Origin of the sequence: Arthrobacter sp. SO5 (genome assembly GCF_020532805.1) — a bacterium.
Taxonomy (GTDB): domain Bacteria; phylum Actinomycetota; class Actinomycetes; order Actinomycetales; family Micrococcaceae; genus Arthrobacter.
The window spans coordinates 29,827-45,214 of the sequence record NZ_MQTQ01000074.1; the positions used below are offsets into that span (position 1 = coordinate 29,827).

13 protein-coding genes and 1 pseudogene are annotated in these 15,388 nt (G+C 67.4%); 2 read left to right on the forward strand and 12 right to left on the reverse strand.

Going from position 1 to position 15,388, the window contains the following annotated elements; all coding sequences use genetic code 11:
• The 10 genes from BJG92_RS13705 to BJG92_RS13750 all read right to left on the reverse strand — a co-directional run.
• Positions 1-374, reverse strand: a 374-nt coding sequence (locus BJG92_RS13705; protein ID WP_232084547.1) for an energy-coupling factor transporter transmembrane protein EcfT, incomplete at its 3' end; no start/stop codon positions are given.
• Positions 375-377: 3 nt separating this feature from the next.
• Positions 378-1,217: an ECF transporter S component gene (locus BJG92_RS13710; RefSeq protein ID WP_232084548.1), complete on the reverse strand. Its 840-nt coding sequence runs from the start codon at positions 1,215-1,217 to the stop codon at positions 378-380.
• A gap of 66 nt (positions 1,218-1,283) precedes the next feature.
• On the reverse strand, positions 1,284-2,312 hold the full coding sequence (locus tag BJG92_RS13715) for a nucleoside hydrolase (protein ID WP_232084639.1): 1,029 nt from the start codon (positions 2,310-2,312) through the stop codon (positions 1,284-1,286).
• Positions 2,313-2,356: 44 nt separating this feature from the next.
• Positions 2,357-3,334, reverse strand: coding sequence for an aldo/keto reductase (locus tag BJG92_RS13720; protein ID WP_232084549.1), 978 nt, complete (start codon positions 3,332-3,334; stop codon positions 2,357-2,359).
• 37 nt (positions 3,335-3,371) lie between these two features.
• Positions 3,372-3,590: a hypothetical protein gene (locus tag BJG92_RS13725; RefSeq protein ID WP_232084550.1), complete on the reverse strand. Its 219-nt coding sequence runs from the start codon at positions 3,588-3,590 to the stop codon at positions 3,372-3,374.
• A 55-nt stretch (positions 3,591-3,645) separates the two neighbouring features.
• Positions 3,646-4,203 (reverse strand): hypothetical protein, encoded by a 558-nt coding sequence (locus BJG92_RS13730; protein WP_232084551.1) that lies wholly within the window; start codon positions 4,201-4,203, stop codon positions 3,646-3,648.
• Between the two features lie 110 nt (positions 4,204-4,313).
• Positions 4,314-6,287 (reverse strand): 1-deoxy-D-xylulose-5-phosphate synthase, encoded by a 1,974-nt coding sequence (dxs, locus tag BJG92_RS13735; RefSeq protein WP_232084552.1) that lies wholly within the window; start codon positions 6,285-6,287, stop codon positions 4,314-4,316.
• 211 nt (positions 6,288-6,498) lie between these two features.
• Positions 6,499-9,309 carry an aconitate hydratase gene (locus tag BJG92_RS13740; protein ID WP_232084553.1) on the reverse strand — a complete coding sequence of 937 codons (2,811 nt, stop codon included), beginning with the start codon at positions 9,307-9,309 and terminating at the stop codon, positions 6,499-6,501.
• 171 nt (positions 9,310-9,480) lie between these two features.
• Complete coding sequence (locus BJG92_RS13745) at positions 9,481-10,830, reverse strand: class I SAM-dependent RNA methyltransferase (RefSeq protein ID WP_232084554.1); 1,350 nt, start codon at positions 10,828-10,830, stop codon at positions 9,481-9,483.
• The gene (locus BJG92_RS13750) at positions 10,827-12,803 is read right to left on the reverse strand and encodes an APC family permease (RefSeq protein WP_232084555.1); all 1,977 of its coding nucleotides are present in this window, start codon (positions 12,801-12,803) and stop codon (positions 10,827-10,829) included. The genes BJG92_RS13745 and BJG92_RS13750 overlap by 4 nt, the downstream gene beginning before the upstream one ends.
• A 166-nt stretch (positions 12,804-12,969) precedes the next feature.
• Between BJG92_RS13750 and BJG92_RS13755 the strand changes: the two genes are divergently transcribed.
• A complete protein-coding gene (locus tag BJG92_RS13755) occupies positions 12,970-13,641 on the forward strand; it encodes a TrkA family potassium uptake protein (RefSeq protein ID WP_232084556.1) in 672 nt (223 codons plus the stop codon).
• Entirely contained in the window at positions 13,642-14,400 is a 759-nt protein-coding gene (locus BJG92_RS13760) for a TrkA family potassium uptake protein (protein WP_232084557.1), read from the forward strand.
• Here BJG92_RS13760 and BJG92_RS13765 read toward each other — a convergent pair.
• Both BJG92_RS13765 and BJG92_RS13770 read right to left on the reverse strand, forming a co-directional pair.
• On the reverse strand, positions 14,397-15,188 hold the full coding sequence (locus BJG92_RS13765) for a DUF3159 domain-containing protein (protein WP_232084558.1): 792 nt from the start codon (positions 15,186-15,188) through the stop codon (positions 14,397-14,399). The genes BJG92_RS13760 and BJG92_RS13765 overlap by 4 nt on opposite strands.
• Positions 15,185-15,388, reverse strand: a pseudogene (locus BJG92_RS13770) (hypothetical protein); the annotation flags it as partial. The pseudogene BJG92_RS13770 and the gene BJG92_RS13765, both read right to left, overlap by 4 nt.

Below are 15,388 nucleotides of genomic sequence, written 5' to 3' on the forward strand. Positions count from 1 at the left end.
GCAACGTTGACGGTGAAGGAGAACAGCAGCAGGACCAGCACGCATGCCGCCGTTCGCGACCCCAGTTCAAGGGCAAAGCCCAACCCCTCGGCGGTCACGCGGGCGGGCCCCCAGCTGGCGAGGACGGTGCGGCCCTCCGGGAAGAACAGGCCGTGCAGCATCAGGAGGGACAGCCCCAACGGAAGCAGGACCGCCGCCGCGGCGGCCAGCACCGCGCGGCCGACGCCGGCCCGCACGGCCAGACCGGCCGCCGAGAGGGCGACCGCGACGGACAGCGGCCAGCAGGCCGCCGCCGTCGTGATCACCGCAGCGGACCCGGCGGCGCTGAGGGCGGTCAGCGGGTGAAGACGGCCGCGGACTTCATCGAAGGACACGGCTCAGGAGGCGGGCGTTACCGGGGCCCTGCCGGCGAGCACCCGGAAGCGCCGCACGAACGGGAACTGGAAGGTGGTGCGGCGCGGCAGGGCGTAGGCCAGGAGCGCCGCGACGGCGAAGACGATTGCCTTGTCCATGGGATCCGAGATCAGTGCCTGCTTGGTGATGGCGGCCAGCAGGGTGTCCCCCATGGCGCGGAAGGCGCCGACGATCGCGCCCGTCCCAAGGCCGGCGGTGCCGCCGAAGACGAACGCGGCAATCGGTGCGGAAACGACGCCGGCGAGGATGCCGGTGACGAAGCCCGCCACCGGGGCGAGGTAGAAGCGGCGGAACAGTCCGCCGCGCCCGGCCAGTCCGGCCAGGAAGCCGATCAGCGCGGCGCCGGCCGCGAACGGCAGCACGGTGGGGTTGATGAAGGACCACACGACGCTGCTGAGCACCCCCGTGGCGGCGCCTGCCGCCGGTCCGGCGAGGACGGCGATGAGGACCGTGCCGATCGCATCGAAGTAGAACGGCAGCCCTGTGGTTCCCATGAGCTGGCCCAGCACGACGTTGAGGACGAGGGCGACGGGCATCAGGACCAGGGTGGAGGTGGGCAGCACCGGCAGTACCGCAAGGAGCAGCAGCACCGCGCCGAGCAGGAACCCGCCGAGCGCCACCAGCGCGGCGAAGCCGGCCGGTCCGTTGGCGATGTCGGCCGGCTGGGTGAGGACGAGGAACACGTAGGTCGCCGCGATGGCGGCGGCACCGGCGAGCTCGAGCAGGCGGCGGCCTTGGCGCGCCGCCTGTCCAGGCCTGGTTCCGGCCGCGGGGTGGGTCAGGGTCAGGGAGGGCTGTGACATGGGGATGGTCCTTCGGCTGGGAGAGCTACAACATCGGCCTCATGTCACCTCGGCGCAGCTACCATCCTAACGAGTGTCGGATGGTTCCGCGACGACCCGCCGGGCCAGCATCCCCACCGAGGAGATCAGTTCCCCGAAGCACTGCGCCGGGTCGTTGGTGTCCACAATCCGCGCGTTCGGCGCCAGTCCCCACAGCCCGCGGAAGTCGGCCACTGTGGTGCCCATCAGCAGCGGGGACACCGTTTCGACGTCGACGGTGGCCAGCCGGGTGGTGACCGGAGTGCGTCCGACGGCGGCGCAGGCGGCGAAGGCGTCGTGCATGTGCGCCACATAGCCCTGGTCGTAGAGCCGGTGGAACTCCATGTAGAACCGGACCGCGTCGGACAGGCAGGCCACCAGCGGATTGTCCGAGGTGCTGCGCAGTCCTTCGGGCTGTTCCGGCAGGACGAGTTCCGGCCCGGCGCCGGCCGCCTCGGCGAGGCGCGCCAGGTGGTCCGGCCGCATCTCGATCCGCTCGGTCGATTCCAGCGCGCAGATGACCGGAAGCTTGTCCGTCGGCAGGCCGCGGTAGGCCTCGAAGACTTCCTTCGCGGCGTGCGGGTCCACCGAGACGTTCCACTCCGCCGTCGGCGTGGTGTTTCCCTGGTAATTGAAGCTGCCGCCCATGATGACCAGGCCCTTGAGCAGCCGCGGGAGCTCCGGTTCGCGGCGCAGGGCGAGGGCAAAGTTGGTCAGCGGTCCCGTGATCAGCCCGGTGATCTCCCCCGGGTGGGCCTTGGCCTCGTCCACCCAGACGTCGACGGCGTGGCGCGGCGAGATCTGCTGAGCCGGCGGGGGCAGCACGGCGTGGCCGATACCTTGGGGACCATGGGTCTCCTCGGTGGTGACCAGCGGGATTTCCAGCGGCACCTCGGCGCCGATGGCCACCTCCACCCCCGGCCGGCCGCACAATTCCAGCAGCGAAAGGTTGTTCACCGCCACCTGCCGGGCCCCGACATTCCCTGCAGTGCAGGTGATGGCCTGTAGGTGCACCTCGGGGCGGGAGAGCAGGTAGACAAGCGCCAGGGCATCGTCGATTCCGGTGTCGACGTCCATCAGGACGCGCTGCGTGGAAGCAGGCACGCTTAGAAGAGACCCATCTAGAACAACGCCACCTTGGGCGTGCGCGGGAAGATCTCGTCCAGCTCGGCCAGATCCGCGGAGCTCGGGATCCATGCCACCGCGGCAGCGTTCTGCCGGACCTGTTCCGGCCGGGTGGCGCCTGCGATGACGCTGCTGACCGAGGGCTGGGCGGCGAGCCAGGAGAACGCCACCTGGATTTCGTCCAGGCCCCGCTCGGCGGCGAACGCGTGGAAGGCGCCCAGCTGCTCCCAGTCGGCGTCCTGGACGAGGTTGGTGCGGGTGTGGCTGAGGCGGGAGCCCTCTGGCGCCGTGTCCTTCGCGTATTTGCCGGTCAGCAGGCCGTTCGCGAGCGGGAAGTAGGGCAGCACGCCGAGCCCGTAGGCCTCGGCGGCGGGGGTGACTTCCAGTTCGGCTCGGCGGTCCAGCAGGTTGTAGTGGTTCTGGCTGGAGATAAAGCGTGCTCCCCCGCGGGCGCGGGCCACGAACTCGGCCTCGGCGATCTGCCAGCCGGCCCGGTTGGAGTGGCCGATGTAGCGGACCTTGCCGCTGGTCACCAGCTGATCGAGGGCAGCGAGGGTCTCATCGATCGGCGTCAGCGGGTCCGGGGTGTGGAACTGGTACAGGTCGATCCAGTCCGTGCCGAGCCGGCGGAGCGAGGCCTCCGCTGCCTTGATGATGTAGCTCCGGGATCCGCGGGCGCCGAAGTCCCCGCCGTTGGCGCCGCCCATGTCCATGCCGAATTTCGTGCCAATCACGGCGTCGTCCCGGTGCGCGCCCAAGGCCTTGCCGAGCATCGTTTCGCTGAGGCCCGGCTCCCGTCCGTAGGCATCGGCGACGTCGAAGAAGGTGATGCCGGCGTCCAGGGCAGCATGGACGACGGCGTCGGTCCCTTCCTGCGACTCGGTCGCGGTGTTGGACCGGCCGAGGTTGTTGCAGCCGAGTCCCACGACGGAGACGGTCAATCCGGAATGTCCTACGCGGCGGTATTCAGTCATGGGATTCAGCCTATAACGGTCCGCCGCGGCTTCTGGCTCAGCCCGTCCGCAGTGTCAGTCCATGATCGTCCAGCGCGTCCTGCAGCTGGGCCATGGTCCGCGGGCAGACCCCCGCCATGCCCGCCAGCCGGTGTTCGCCGAGCTGCACGAGTTGTTCCAGGGTTTCCACGCCGGCATGCGCCAGGGACTTGCGGGCGGGCGCCGCGATCCCCCGCGGGAGCGGAGTGCGGCCTGGTTCACGGGTTTTCTGCATCATTGCGGTTGCCTTCCAGTTGGTTGCCCCCAAACGGATGTGACCCTCATGTGCTGATCTACAGGGTGAAGCTGTTGGCCGCCTTCGGCGAATGCTTGAGCTTGAACGAGGTCCCGCCGAACGATGCGGCGCCGACGCTCAGCTTGGTGAAGTCCAGGTCCTCGCCGCGGATGCAGACCTTGATCGCGTTGACGGTCTTGTTGACCTCCGGCGTAAGGATGAAGATGTTGAGTTTGGCGTCGGAGAATTCCGAGCGGTCCACAATCCCGAGCCCGCGCCACGCAAGGTGGCTGATCAGTGCGTCCTTGGCCTTCTCTTCCAGGTAGCGGTCCCGGTCCGTACCGTCCTTCGTTTTGAGCGCATACTGTGCCACCACCCAGAACTGCTCTTCCTCCGGGATTTCCGCGAAGCCGTCTTCGGCGCACTGCACGGCGAAGGCGTCCATCAGGCCTTCGGCGGCAGCCGCGTCGGCGACGTCGGTCTCCTCGGTCTTGCTCTGGTGCCCGACGATGCCGTGGTTCATCAAGAACTGGCTGTAGTCCTCGTCAAACCAGGCCTCCCTGAATTCGAGGACCCCTTCATCGTTGCGTTTGTAGACCCGGATAATTCCGCTCATGGGCAAATTCCTTCCTGGACCGTTCCGCAGCGGCACCGGATACGGCGCCGTCGGACGGTGTTTGCCTTATGTGGTTCTGTTTGCTGTTGTCAGTTCTTCAGGAGTGCCGGCTAAAGCAGCGGCAGGCTGCCGGTGCTGGGGTGGTCCTGCCCGGGCAGGGGCCGCGCGAACGGCACCTTGGTGCCGAGTACCTGCGCGACGACGTCGTGCGTGACCTGCTGGGCGGTCAGCCCGACGCGCTCCAGTACCTCACTGCGGGTCCCGTGGTCCAGGAACGCAACCGGAAGCCCCACCTCGTTGAGGGCGGTGTCCACTCCGGCGGCCCGCATTTCCTGCCGGATCCGGGAGCCGACGCCACCGGCGCGCACACCGTCCTCGATGCAGATGACGAGCCGGTGCTGGGAGGCAAGGGCAATGATGGACCGCCGGACGGGGAGGACCCAGCGGGGGTCCACCACGGTGGAGCTGATGCCCTGGGCGCCGAGCCGGCTGGAGACATCCAGCGCAAGTTCGGACATTGCACCAACGCTGACGATCAGGACATCGTTGTCACTTGAGCCGGCCGGCCGGCGGGCGAGCACATCGACGCCGTCGCTGAGCCGTTCGATCGCTTCGACCTCGGCGCCGACGCTGCCTTTGGAGTAGCGGATGACGCTGGGGGCGTCCTCGATCGCGACGGCCTCGCGGAGTTCCTCGCGCAGCCGGCTGGCGTCGCGGGGGGCGGCGAGGTGCAGTCCGGGCACGATCTGGACCATGGCCATGTCCCACATGCCGTGGTGGCTGGCCCCGTCCGGTCCGGTGACCCCGGCCCGGTCCAGGACGATGGTGACGCCGGCCTTGTGCAGGGCCACGTCCATCAGGAGCTGGTCGAAGGCGCGGTTCAGGAACGTCGCGTAGACCGCGACTACGGGGTGCAGGCCGCCGAAAGCCATGCCGGCCGCCGACGTCAGGGCGTGCTGTTCGGCGATGCCGACGTCGAAGACCCGTTCGGGGTGCCGGGCGGCGAACTTATGCAGTCCGACGGGGATCAGCATGGCGCCGGTGATACCGACGATGTCCTGGCGTTCGTCCGCGATGTCCGCGATCTCGTCCGCGAACACGGACGTCCACGACTTCGCGCCGCCGGCCTCGGTGGGCTCACCGGTTTCCGGGTCGATGATCCCGACGGCGTGGAACTGGTCCGCCTCGTGCGCCCGGGCCGGCGCGTAGCCGTGGCCCTTTTCGGTCATGGCATGGACGATCACGGGTCCGGCGTAGTGCTTCGCCGTGGACAGGGCGTTTTCCATGGCCTGGAGGTCGTGGCCGTCCACGGGCCCGATGTATTTCATGCCGAGGTCCTCGAACAAGCCCTGCGGCGCCCACCAGTCCTTGATGCCCTTCTTCATGGCATGCAGGCTCTTGTAGGTGAACTGGCCGGCCGGGCCGCCGCTCTGCAGCTTCCGGCGCCACCAGTCCAGGGCGCCTTCGTAGGCCGGTGCGGCGCGGAAAGAATCGATGGTGGGGCGCAGTGACGCAAGGTAGTCAGCGAACCCGCCGACGGTCGGGGCGTAGGAGCGGCCGTTGTCATTGACGACGATCACCACGCGGCGCTTCCGGTCCGCGGCAATGTTGTTGATGGCCTCCCAGGCCATGCCCCCGGTCAGGGCGCCGTCACCCACGACGGCGATGACGTAGCGGTCGCCGCCGCCGGTCAGCTGGCGGGCGCGGGAGATACCGTCGGCCCAGGAAAGCGAGGAGGATGCGTGGGAGCTTTCGACGATGTCGTGCTCGGACTCGGCGCGGTCCGGGTAACCGGACATTCCGCCCTGCTGGCGGAGAGTGCTGAAGTCCTGCCGTCCGGTCAGGAGTTTGTGGACGTAGGACTGGTGGCCCGTGTCGAAGACGATGCTGTCCCGGGGGGAATCGAAGATCCGGTGTACTGCAATGGTGAGCTCAACGACGCCGAGGTTCGGACCGAGGTGGCCTCCGGTCTGGGAGACGTTGTCAATCAGGAAGTCCCTGACCTCGGCTGCGAGCTGATCCAGCTGCGCCCCGGACAACTTGCTCAGGTCCTGCGGATTCCGGATGGTCTCCAAGAGTCCCAACGGCCCCTCCTTCGGGTGGTAGACGTGCCCATTAACTCTAACGCCTCGGCCGCCGCCCCGGTGCCGGAAACGCGAAGGCCCCGGCTGGTCTGGGACCGGCCGGGGCCTTCGTGCTCGAGTGCTGCTTCCCTTTACGGGCCTACGCGGAGACGATCTCCGCGCACCCACGGTAAACCCGGCGATAAAGCTCTTCCGGGTTTACCGTGGTTCCCTACGCGGAGATCTGGCGGAGCACGTACTGCAGGATGCCGCCGTTGCGGTAGTAGTCCGCCTCGCCCGGGGTGTCGATGCGCAGGACCGCATCGAAGGACGTAACGGTGCCGTCCTCGGCCGTTGCGGTGACCTTCAGGGTCTTCGGCGTGGTGCCTTCGTTGAGGGCGGTGACGCCCTCAACCCCGAAAGTCTCCGTGCCGGTCAGTCCGAGGCTGGCAGCATTCTGGCCGGCCGGGTACTGCAGGGGCAGGACCCCCATGCCGATCAGGTTGGAACGGTGGATGCGCTCGTAGCTTTCCGCCACGACAGCCTTGACGCCCAGCAGCGCGGTGCCCTTGGCTGCCCAGTCACGGGACGAGCCCGAGCCGTACTCCTTGCCTGCCAGAACCACCAGCGGGATGCCTGCGGCCTGGTAGTTCTGCGCGGCGTCGTAGACGTAGGCCTGCGGGGCGTCCGCCTGGGTGAAGTCGCGGGTGAAGCCGCCCTCAACGCCGTCCAGGATCTGGTTCTTGATCCGGATGTTCGCGAACGTTCCGCGGATCATGACCTCGTGGTTGCCACGGCGTGAGCCGTAGGAGTTGAAGTCCTTGCGCTCCACACCGTTGGCCAGCAGGTACTGACCGGCCGGGGTGTCCGACTTGAAGGAACCGGCCGGTGAGATGTGGTCGGTGGTGACGGAGTCGCCAAGCTTGAGCAGAACGCGGGCACCGGCGATGTCCTTGACGGGCTCCGGGGTCGCCTTCATGCCCTCGAAGTACGGGGGCTTCCGGACGTACGTGGACTTGGGGTCCCAGGCGAAGGTGTCACCCGCCGGGGTGGAGAGTGCCTTCCAGCGGTCGTCGCCGTCGAAGACGCCCTCGTAGCCGCGGGCGAACATCTCCTTGTCGATCGAGGCATCGATGACCTGCTGGACCTCGACCGGGTTCGGCCAGATGTCCTTCAGGAAGACGTCGTTGCCGGCCGTGTCCTGGCCCAGGGCGTCGGTTTCGAAATCGAAGTCCATGGTGCCGGCCAGGGCGTAGGCGATTACCAGCGGCGGGGACGCCAGGTAGTTCATCTTCACGTCCGGGTTGATCCGGCCCTCGAAGTTGCGGTTACCGGAGAGAACAGCGGCGACGGAGAGGTCGTTGGCCGCGATGGCCTCCGAGATTTCCGCGTCGAGCGGGCCGGAGTTGCCGATGCACGTGGCGCAGCCGTAGCCGACGATGTAGAAGCCCAGCTTCTCCAGGTACGGGGTCAGGCCCGACTTGTTGTAGTAGTCGGTGACCACCTTGGAACCGGGAGCCACGGACGTCTTGACCCACGGCTTGGAGGTGAGGCCCTTGTCGACGGCGTTGCGGGCCAGCAGCGCGGCGGCCAGCATCACGGACGGGTTGGACGTGTTGGTGCAGGACGTGATCGAGGCGATCGACACGGCGCCGTGGTCCAGTTCAAACTCCCGGCCGTCAGCGGTCTTGACGCTCACCTTGTTGGACGGGCGTCCGTTGGACTTGGGCCCGTGGGAGTGCGGGGCCTCATCCGTGAGGTGGGTCTTCGTGGCGGTGAAGGACGGGGTATCGGACGCCGGGAAGCTCTCGTCAAGTGCCTCGTCGACGCTGCCGCCGACGAGGTCTTCCTTCACATAGTTGCGCAGGTCCTGGCGGAACTGGTCCTTGGACTCGGTGAGGATGATGCGGTCCTGCGGGCGCTTCGGGCCGGAAATCGACGGAACAACAGTCGACAGGTCCAGCTCGAGGTACTCGGAGAACTTGATCTCACGTGACGGATCGTGCCAGAGGCCCTGTTCCTTCGCGTAGGACTCCACCAGGGCGACGTTCTCGTCGGACCGGCCGGTGAGGCGCAGGTAGTCCAGGGTGACGTCGTCGATCGGGAACATGGCGGCCGTGGAGCCGAACTCCGGGCTCATGTTGCCGATGGTGGCGCGGTTGGCCAGCGGCACAGCCGCGACGCCTTCGCCGTAGAACTCCACGAACTTACCCACCACACCGTGCTTGCGCAGCTGTTCGGTGATGGTCAGCACGACGTCGGTGGCGGTGGCGCCGGCCGGGATGGACCCGGTCAGCTTGAAGCCCACGACGCGCGGAATCAGCATGGAGACGGGCTGGCCGAGCATGGCTGCCTCGGCTTCGATGCCGCCCACGCCCCAACCGAGCACGCCCATGCCGTTGACCATGGTGGTGTGCGAGTCGGTGCCGACGCAGGTGTCCGGGTAAGCCCGGACTACGCCGTCAATTTCGCGGGTCATCACGGTGCGGGCCAGGTACTCGATGTTGACCTGGTGCACGATGCCGGTTCCCGGCGGGACAACTTTGAAGTCGTCGAACGCCGTCTGTCCCCAGCGCAGGAACTGGTAACGCTCACCGTTGCGCTGGTACTCGATCTCCATGTTCCGCTCCAGCGCGCCGGCGTTGCCGAAGGCGTCGATCTGGACGGAGTGGTCAATCACCATTTCCGCCGGAGCCAGGGGGTTGACCCGCTTGGGGTCCCCGCCGAGCTCCTTGACCGCTTCACGCATGGTGGCAAGGTCCACAACGCAGGGCACGCCAGTGAAGTCCTGCATGATCACGCGCGCCGGCGTGAACTGGATTTCAGTGTCGGGCTCCGCGCTGGGGTCCCAGCCGGCCAAGGCGCGGACGTGATCGGCCGTAATGTTGGCGCCGTCCTCGGTCCGCAACAGGTTTTCAAGCAATACCTTGAGGCTGAACGGAAGGTTATCTGCACCTTCAACGGAGTTCAACCGGAAAATTTCATATTCGGTACCGGCTACATTAAGTTTGCCTTTTGAACCGAAGCTGTCCACAATGCTCATCGCAGGACTCCTCTCGCAACAGTTTCATCTTTGTCGCGCCGCAGACCCCTTGCTAGTTAGGTAGGCCTAACTAGTCCCGACCCTCGTCAGGACAAGGGTCACTCGGAATTGCCTGGGGCCAGCCGTGATTACGGAGCGCGACGTCGGACTACTACGCCCATCGTAGTGGCATCAGCGCCGGGGAGTCAGCAGCGCCACAGTCTCCATGTGATGGGTATGCGGATAGAGGTCGAAGGCGCGCAGCCCGGACAGCTCCCAGCCGCCCTGCCGGAAGTATCCGACGTCGCGGGCAAACGATGCCGGATCGCAGGACACGTACGCTATAGCGCGGGGGGCCGCCCCGATCAGCTGGTTCACGACCGCCTTGCCGGCACCCGCCCGGGGCGGATCCAGCAAGATGGCGTCAAAACTCCGGGCTTTCTCGCGCAGCACCCGTTCCACCCGGCCCTGGACAATCTCGACCTGGGACGCGTCGTGCAGGTTCTTGCGGGCGTCGCGGCTGGTGCCGGGCGATCCTTCCACCGAAAGCACCGAGCCGGTCACGCCCACGGCGTGGGCCAGCGGGGCCGTGAAGAGTCCGGCCCCGGCGTAGAGATCGGCCAGCACGGCCCCGGGCTCAAGGAAGCCGCCGTCGCGCAGGAAACCGGTCACGGCCCCCACGAGAGTGTCCGGGGCGTCCCGGTGGATCTGCCAAAAGCCGTCACCGGTGACGCGAAAATCGTGGCCGGCCGCCGTTTCCTGCACGTAGGTGCGGCCGCGGAGCCGCAGGACCTCGCCCTTGACCGGATCAAAGCTGGCCACCGAGACGTCCTCGGGCAACTGCGCGAGGACGGCGCTGAGCCGCTTGGCCCGGGTCCCGGGCGCGGGAACCAGGAGCACGAGCGGCCGTGAGCCGTTGGCAGGGGCGGCAACCTCAATGCGTTCGATGCCCTGAAGATCGATGTCCTGGAGCCGGAGCCCGTTGATGGCGTCCACGGCCAGCGGCATCCCGCCGACCGGAAGGACCGTGTCAGAGCGGTGGGCGTGCATGCCGAGCTTCCCGGCCGGGGTCACGCCGAAGCCGGCGCGTGTGCGCCATCCGAGCCCCGCCGCCGTTCCCGGCGCGGCAGGGTCCCCCACCGCCTCCACTGCGGTCTCACGGTCGACGCCGGCGAGGCGGTGAAGCTGCTCCGCCAGCACCTCGCCCTTGAGGCTGCGCTGGCGTTTGAGCGAAATGTGGCCCAGTTCTGCGCCGCCGACGGGCGGGTGGCGGTGGGACCACGAGCGCGCGGAATCCGCGAGGTCCCAGAAGTGCTCCACCCGGTCAGGAGACGCCTCCAGCACCTCCACGACGTCGCCGCGCCAGAACTTGGCGTCCGCGCCGGACTCCGTCAGGCGGACCCTGACCTTCTCGCCGGGGATGCCGTGGCGGACGAATACGACGCGCCCCTCGTGCCGGGCCACGCAGTGCCCGCCGTGGGCGACCGGCCCGACGTCGACGATCAGTTCGGTGTGGGCGTCGGTCCGGGTGTCGGAGCTCATTGGATGTCCTGCAGTCTCTTGGCTTCTTCGGAGGATTTCAGCTGCCACGGCACGCTGGCCACCATGACGCCCGGCTCGAAATGCAACCGGGCCTTGATCCGCAGCGCGGTCTGGTTGTGCACCAACTGCTCCCACCATTTCCCCACCACGTACTCGGGGATGTAGACCACGATCAGGTCACGCGGCGAGTCGCGCCGCATGTTCTTGATGTATTCCATGATGGGGGTCACTGTTTCGCGGAAGGGGCTGGCCAGCACGGTCAGGGCTACCGGGATCTCCAGCTTCTCCCAGTCCGCGACGGTCTGTTCTGTTTCCTCCGGGCTGATGTCCACGGTGACGGCGTCGAGCCGGGAAGGGCGGGAGGCGCGGGCGTAAGCCAGCGCCCGCAGCACCGGCTTGCGGACGTGGGAGACCAGCAGCACGGCGTGCACGCGGGTGGGGAGGGCACGCGGAGATGAGTCCTCGTCCACGGCGAGTTCCTTGGCCACGTTGTCGTAGTGGGCCCGGATGCTCCACATGACCAGGAACAGGAAGAACATGGCCAGCAGCGCGATCCAGGCACCCTGCTCGAATTTGGTGATGAGTACGATCACCAGGACCAGCGCCGTCATGCAGAAACCGATCGTGTTGATGGTGCGGGACTTGAGCATCCGCAGCTTCACGGCGGGGTCCTTGGCGAGCTTCAGCTCCCGGCCCCAGTGCCGGATCATGCCCAGCTGGCTCATCGTGAACGAGATGAACACCCCCACGATGTACAGCTGGATGAGTTTGGTGACGTCGGCGTTGAAAGCGATGATCAGCACGAGGGCCCCGGCGGCCAGGGCCAGGACACCGTTGCTGAACGCGAGCCGGTCTCCGCGCGTCCGGAGCTGGCGCGGCAGGTAGCCGTCCTGGGCCAGGATGGAGCCGAGCACCGGGAAACCGTTGAACGCCGTGTTGGACGCGAAGACCAGGATCACGCCGGTGGCCGCAACCACGATGTAGAACGGGATGGAACCGGCGCCGAAGACGGTCTGCGCGATCTGGCTGATGGCGGGACTCTGGATGTAGCCCTCGGGAAGGGGCTTGCCGTCCAGGAGGAACTCCGTGGCCGGATCCAGCACGATGTGCACCTTGGTGGCGTTCGCCAGGTAGATGATGCCGGCCAGCATGGACGCGGCGATGACGCCGAGCAGCAGCAGGGTGGTGGCAGCGTTCTTGCTCTTGGGCTTCTGGAAATTCGGCACGCCGTTGCTGATGGCCTCCACGCCGGTCAGTGCGGCGGCGCCGGATGAAAATGCTCTGAGCAGCAGGAATGCGCCGGCCAGTCCAACCAGGCCTTCGTCGAAGCCTTCCGCAGGCACGATCGTGAAGGCAGCCGAGGGCGCCTCCCCCAGCTGGCCGGTCACAGCCTGGAAAGCGCCGATGGCCGTCATGCCCAGGATGGAGGCCATAAAGATATAGGTCGGCACGGCGAAAACGCTGCCGGCCTCCTTGATCCCGCGCAGATTCACCAACGCCAGGATCACGACGCCGATCGTGGCGATGGTGGCCTGCTGCCCGTGCAGCGAGGGCACGGCGGTGGTGAGGTAGGTGGCGGCCGAGGACATCGACACGGCGACGGTCAATACATAGTCCACCAGCAGTGCCGAGGCGACGGTGAGCCCGGCAAACTTGCCCAGATTTTCGTTGGCGATCTCGTAGTCACCGCCGCCGGAGGGATACGCGTGGACGTTCTGCCGGTAGGAGGCGACAACCGTGAGGAGCACGACCATCACGGCCAGCCCCACCCAGGGCGAGAACGCCACGGCACTGACCCCGGCAAGGGCCAGGGTCAACAGAATTTCATCCGGTGCGTAGGCCACGGAGGACAGCGCATCGGAGGCGAAGACGGGCAGGGCGATCCGCTTCGGGAGCAGGGTGTGGGCCAGGCTGTCGTTCCGGAAGGGCTTGCCTACCAGCACCCGCTTCACGGCATTGAAAATTGTCGGCACCACATAAAGCTAGTCTGATTCGGCCCCGATGTCATGACAGGGCCCGCTTCCGCCCGCGGGGCGCGGTCCGGCGCCCCGCCGGGGCCGCTGTGGCGCTGTCTGCACAGGCCGTTGCGGCCGGTAGAGTTTCACCCAGGAACAGACACCGAAGCTTGAGGAGGCACGTGTGGCGCACTTCGTGATCATGGGCTGCGGCCGGGTGGGGGCGACCCTGGCGCACACGCTTGAAGACGCCGGCCATTCGGTGGCGATCATCGACCAGGACGACCGTGCCTTCCGTCGGCTCCGCACGGGGTTCACGGGCCGCAAGGTCACTGGCGTCGGCTTTGACCGGGAGACGCTCAAGCAGGCCGGCGTCGCGGACGCCTATGCCTTCGCGGCGGTCTCCAGCGGCGACAACTCCAACATCCTGGCCACCCGGGTGGCACGGGAAACCTTCCACGTCCCGCATGTCGTGGCCAGGATCTACGATCCGGGCCGCGCCGAGATCTACCAGCGCCTCGGCATCCCCACGGTCGCCGCCGTTCGCTGGAGCGCGGACCAGGTCCTGCGCAGGATCCTGCCGGAACAGCACCTGGCCGGCGATTTCCGGGATCCTTCGGGCCGGCTGTTACTGGCAGAGGTCGATCTGAATCCCGAGTGGATCGGACACCCGCTGGCCTCGATCGAAAAAGCCGCCGGCATTCGGGTGGCCTACCTGACCCGGTTCGGTGAAGGCATCCTGCCCGGCGCCGGGACCTCGTACCAGGACGGTGACACCGTCCACGCCATGCTGGCCGTGGACCGCAGCAGCGAGGTCGCCCACATTCTTGCCAAGTCCCCCGCCAAGGAGTCTTAAGTGAAAGTCGTCATCGTCGGGGCGGGCAGCGTCGGATCCTCCATCGCCCGTGAACTGCTGGCCCATAAACACGAAATCCTGCTGATCGACCTCAAGCCCGAGGTGATCGGGCGCAGCGGCCTGCGCGGCGCCCGCTGGCTCGTCGGCGACGCCTGCGAACTAAGCACGCTCAAGGACGCGAAGCTGGAAGACGCCGACGTCGTGGTCTCCGCCACCGGGGATGACAAGGTCAACCTCGTCGTCTCGCTCCTGGCGAAGACCGAGTTCGGCGTCGGCCGGACTGTAGGCCGGGTGAACAATCCCAAGAACGACTGGATGTTCGATGATTCCTGGGGTGTCGACGTCGCGGTCAACACCCCTCAGCTCATGACGGCGCTCGTCGAGGAAGCCGTCGAGATCGGCGACCTCGTCCGGCTGCTGACCCTGCAGACCGGCGTGTCATCGCTGGTCGAGTTCACGGTCCCGCACGATTCGCACTCTATCGGCCTGACGGTCGGCGACATCGCCTGGCCCGAGGACTCGACACTGGTCGCGATCCTGCGGGACCAGGCACCGATCACGCCGAGCCGGGATGACGTGATCGACGGCGGCGACGAATTGTTCTTCGTCACCACGATCGCGGCCGAGGATGAACTCCGCGCCCTGCTCTCCCCCGAGTCGGAGGGTGAGGATCAAGACGGTGACCTGCAGCATCCGGTGACCTCGGACCGGCACGGCCACAACACCGCGCCGGCCGAGAACGACGGCTTCGACGGCTAGCGCGGATCTCCCGCTGCGGCGGGGGCCGGGGCGGGCCGGCTCAGCAGCCACGCGATCCAGATGCCAAGGATGTACAGCGGGGCGCCCATCAGGAGCCGCGTTGTCGCGAGGCCGGCCAGGCCGGCCTCGCCCATGAAGTACAGCGGCACCTGCACGAGCAGCCGAAGGGCCAGCACCGAGATAATGATCCACGTCGCGAGCCGGTAGGCCTTCACCCGGGCCGGGTGCTTGCGCCATTCCAGGCCCTCGTTCCGGATAAACCCGAAGAGCAGGCCGGCGAAGGGCCAGCGGACGGCTATGGAAAGGGACATCGCCAGGATGTACGCGATGTTGGTGAAGAACCCCAGGACGTAGAAGTCTTCTGCCCTGCCGGTGGAGTTGGCAAGCCAGGCGGACAGCCCGACGCCGACGATCCCCGCGAAGGCCTGGGTCAGCGGCTTCCGCTGCACCAGCCGGGCGACGGTGAAGGCGGCGGCGACCGCCAGGGACGAGATGAGGGCAAGGGGAAGTTCGCGGGTGAAGGTGAAGGCGACCAGGAAGACCAGTCCCGGCAGGATGCTTTCAGCAATGCCCTGGATTCCACCGGCGCTCTTGAGCACATCGATATTCCCGTTGCTCGAACGGTGCAGTCCTGCCTTGGCCGCGTACCCCTCAGCCAGCTGCGCGACAGTGGGCTGGACGGCGGCGCTTTCTGCCGGGGTGCTTTCTGCCGGGGTGCCCCATTCGGCAGTGCCCCGTTCGGCAGTGCCCTGCTCGGCGCCGGACTCGGGTTTCTCGGGCAAGGTCATTGCTCCTCCTGGCGGGAGAGTATTTCGTAGCGGGGGTTGAACATGGTGGGCAGGCCGTCACGCACGGTGACCATGCCCTCGAGCCGGAGTTCCGAGCCGGCGTCCACCCCGGGGATCCGGCGGCGGCCCAGCCAGATGACGCGCAGCCTGTCCTTCGCCACGCCCGGCCGCTCCCGCCGCGACCCTGCCGGAGTGGCGGG

Bases quoted from the DNA above. Each gene is read 5' to 3' on its own strand.
- BJG92_RS13710 (WP_232084548.1), bottom strand. From the start codon at position 1,217: ATGTCACAGCCCTCCCTGACCCTGACCCACCCCGCGGCCGGAACCAGG.
- BJG92_RS13715 (WP_232084639.1), bottom strand. From the start codon at position 2,312: ATGGACGTCGACACCGGAATCGACGATGCCCTGGCGCTTGTCTACCTG.
- BJG92_RS13720 (WP_232084549.1), bottom strand. From the start codon at position 3,334: ATGACTGAATACCGCCGCGTAGGACATTCCGGATTGACCGTCTCCGTC.
- BJG92_RS13725 (WP_232084550.1), bottom strand. From the start codon at position 3,590: ATGATGCAGAAAACCCGTGAACCAGGCCGCACTCCGCTCCCGCGGGGG.
- BJG92_RS13730 (WP_232084551.1), bottom strand. From the start codon at position 4,203: ATGAGCGGAATTATCCGGGTCTACAAACGCAACGATGAAGGGGTCCTC.
- BJG92_RS13740 (WP_232084553.1), bottom strand. From the start codon at position 9,309: ATGAGCATTGTGGACAGCTTCGGTTCAAAAGGCAAACTTAATGTAGCC.
- BJG92_RS13745 (WP_232084554.1), bottom strand. From the start codon at position 10,830: ATGAGCTCCGACACCCGGACCGACGCCCACACCGAACTGATCGTCGAC.
- BJG92_RS13765 (WP_232084558.1), bottom strand. From the start codon at position 15,188: ATGACCTTGCCCGAGAAACCCGAGTCCGGCGCCGAGCAGGGCACTGCC.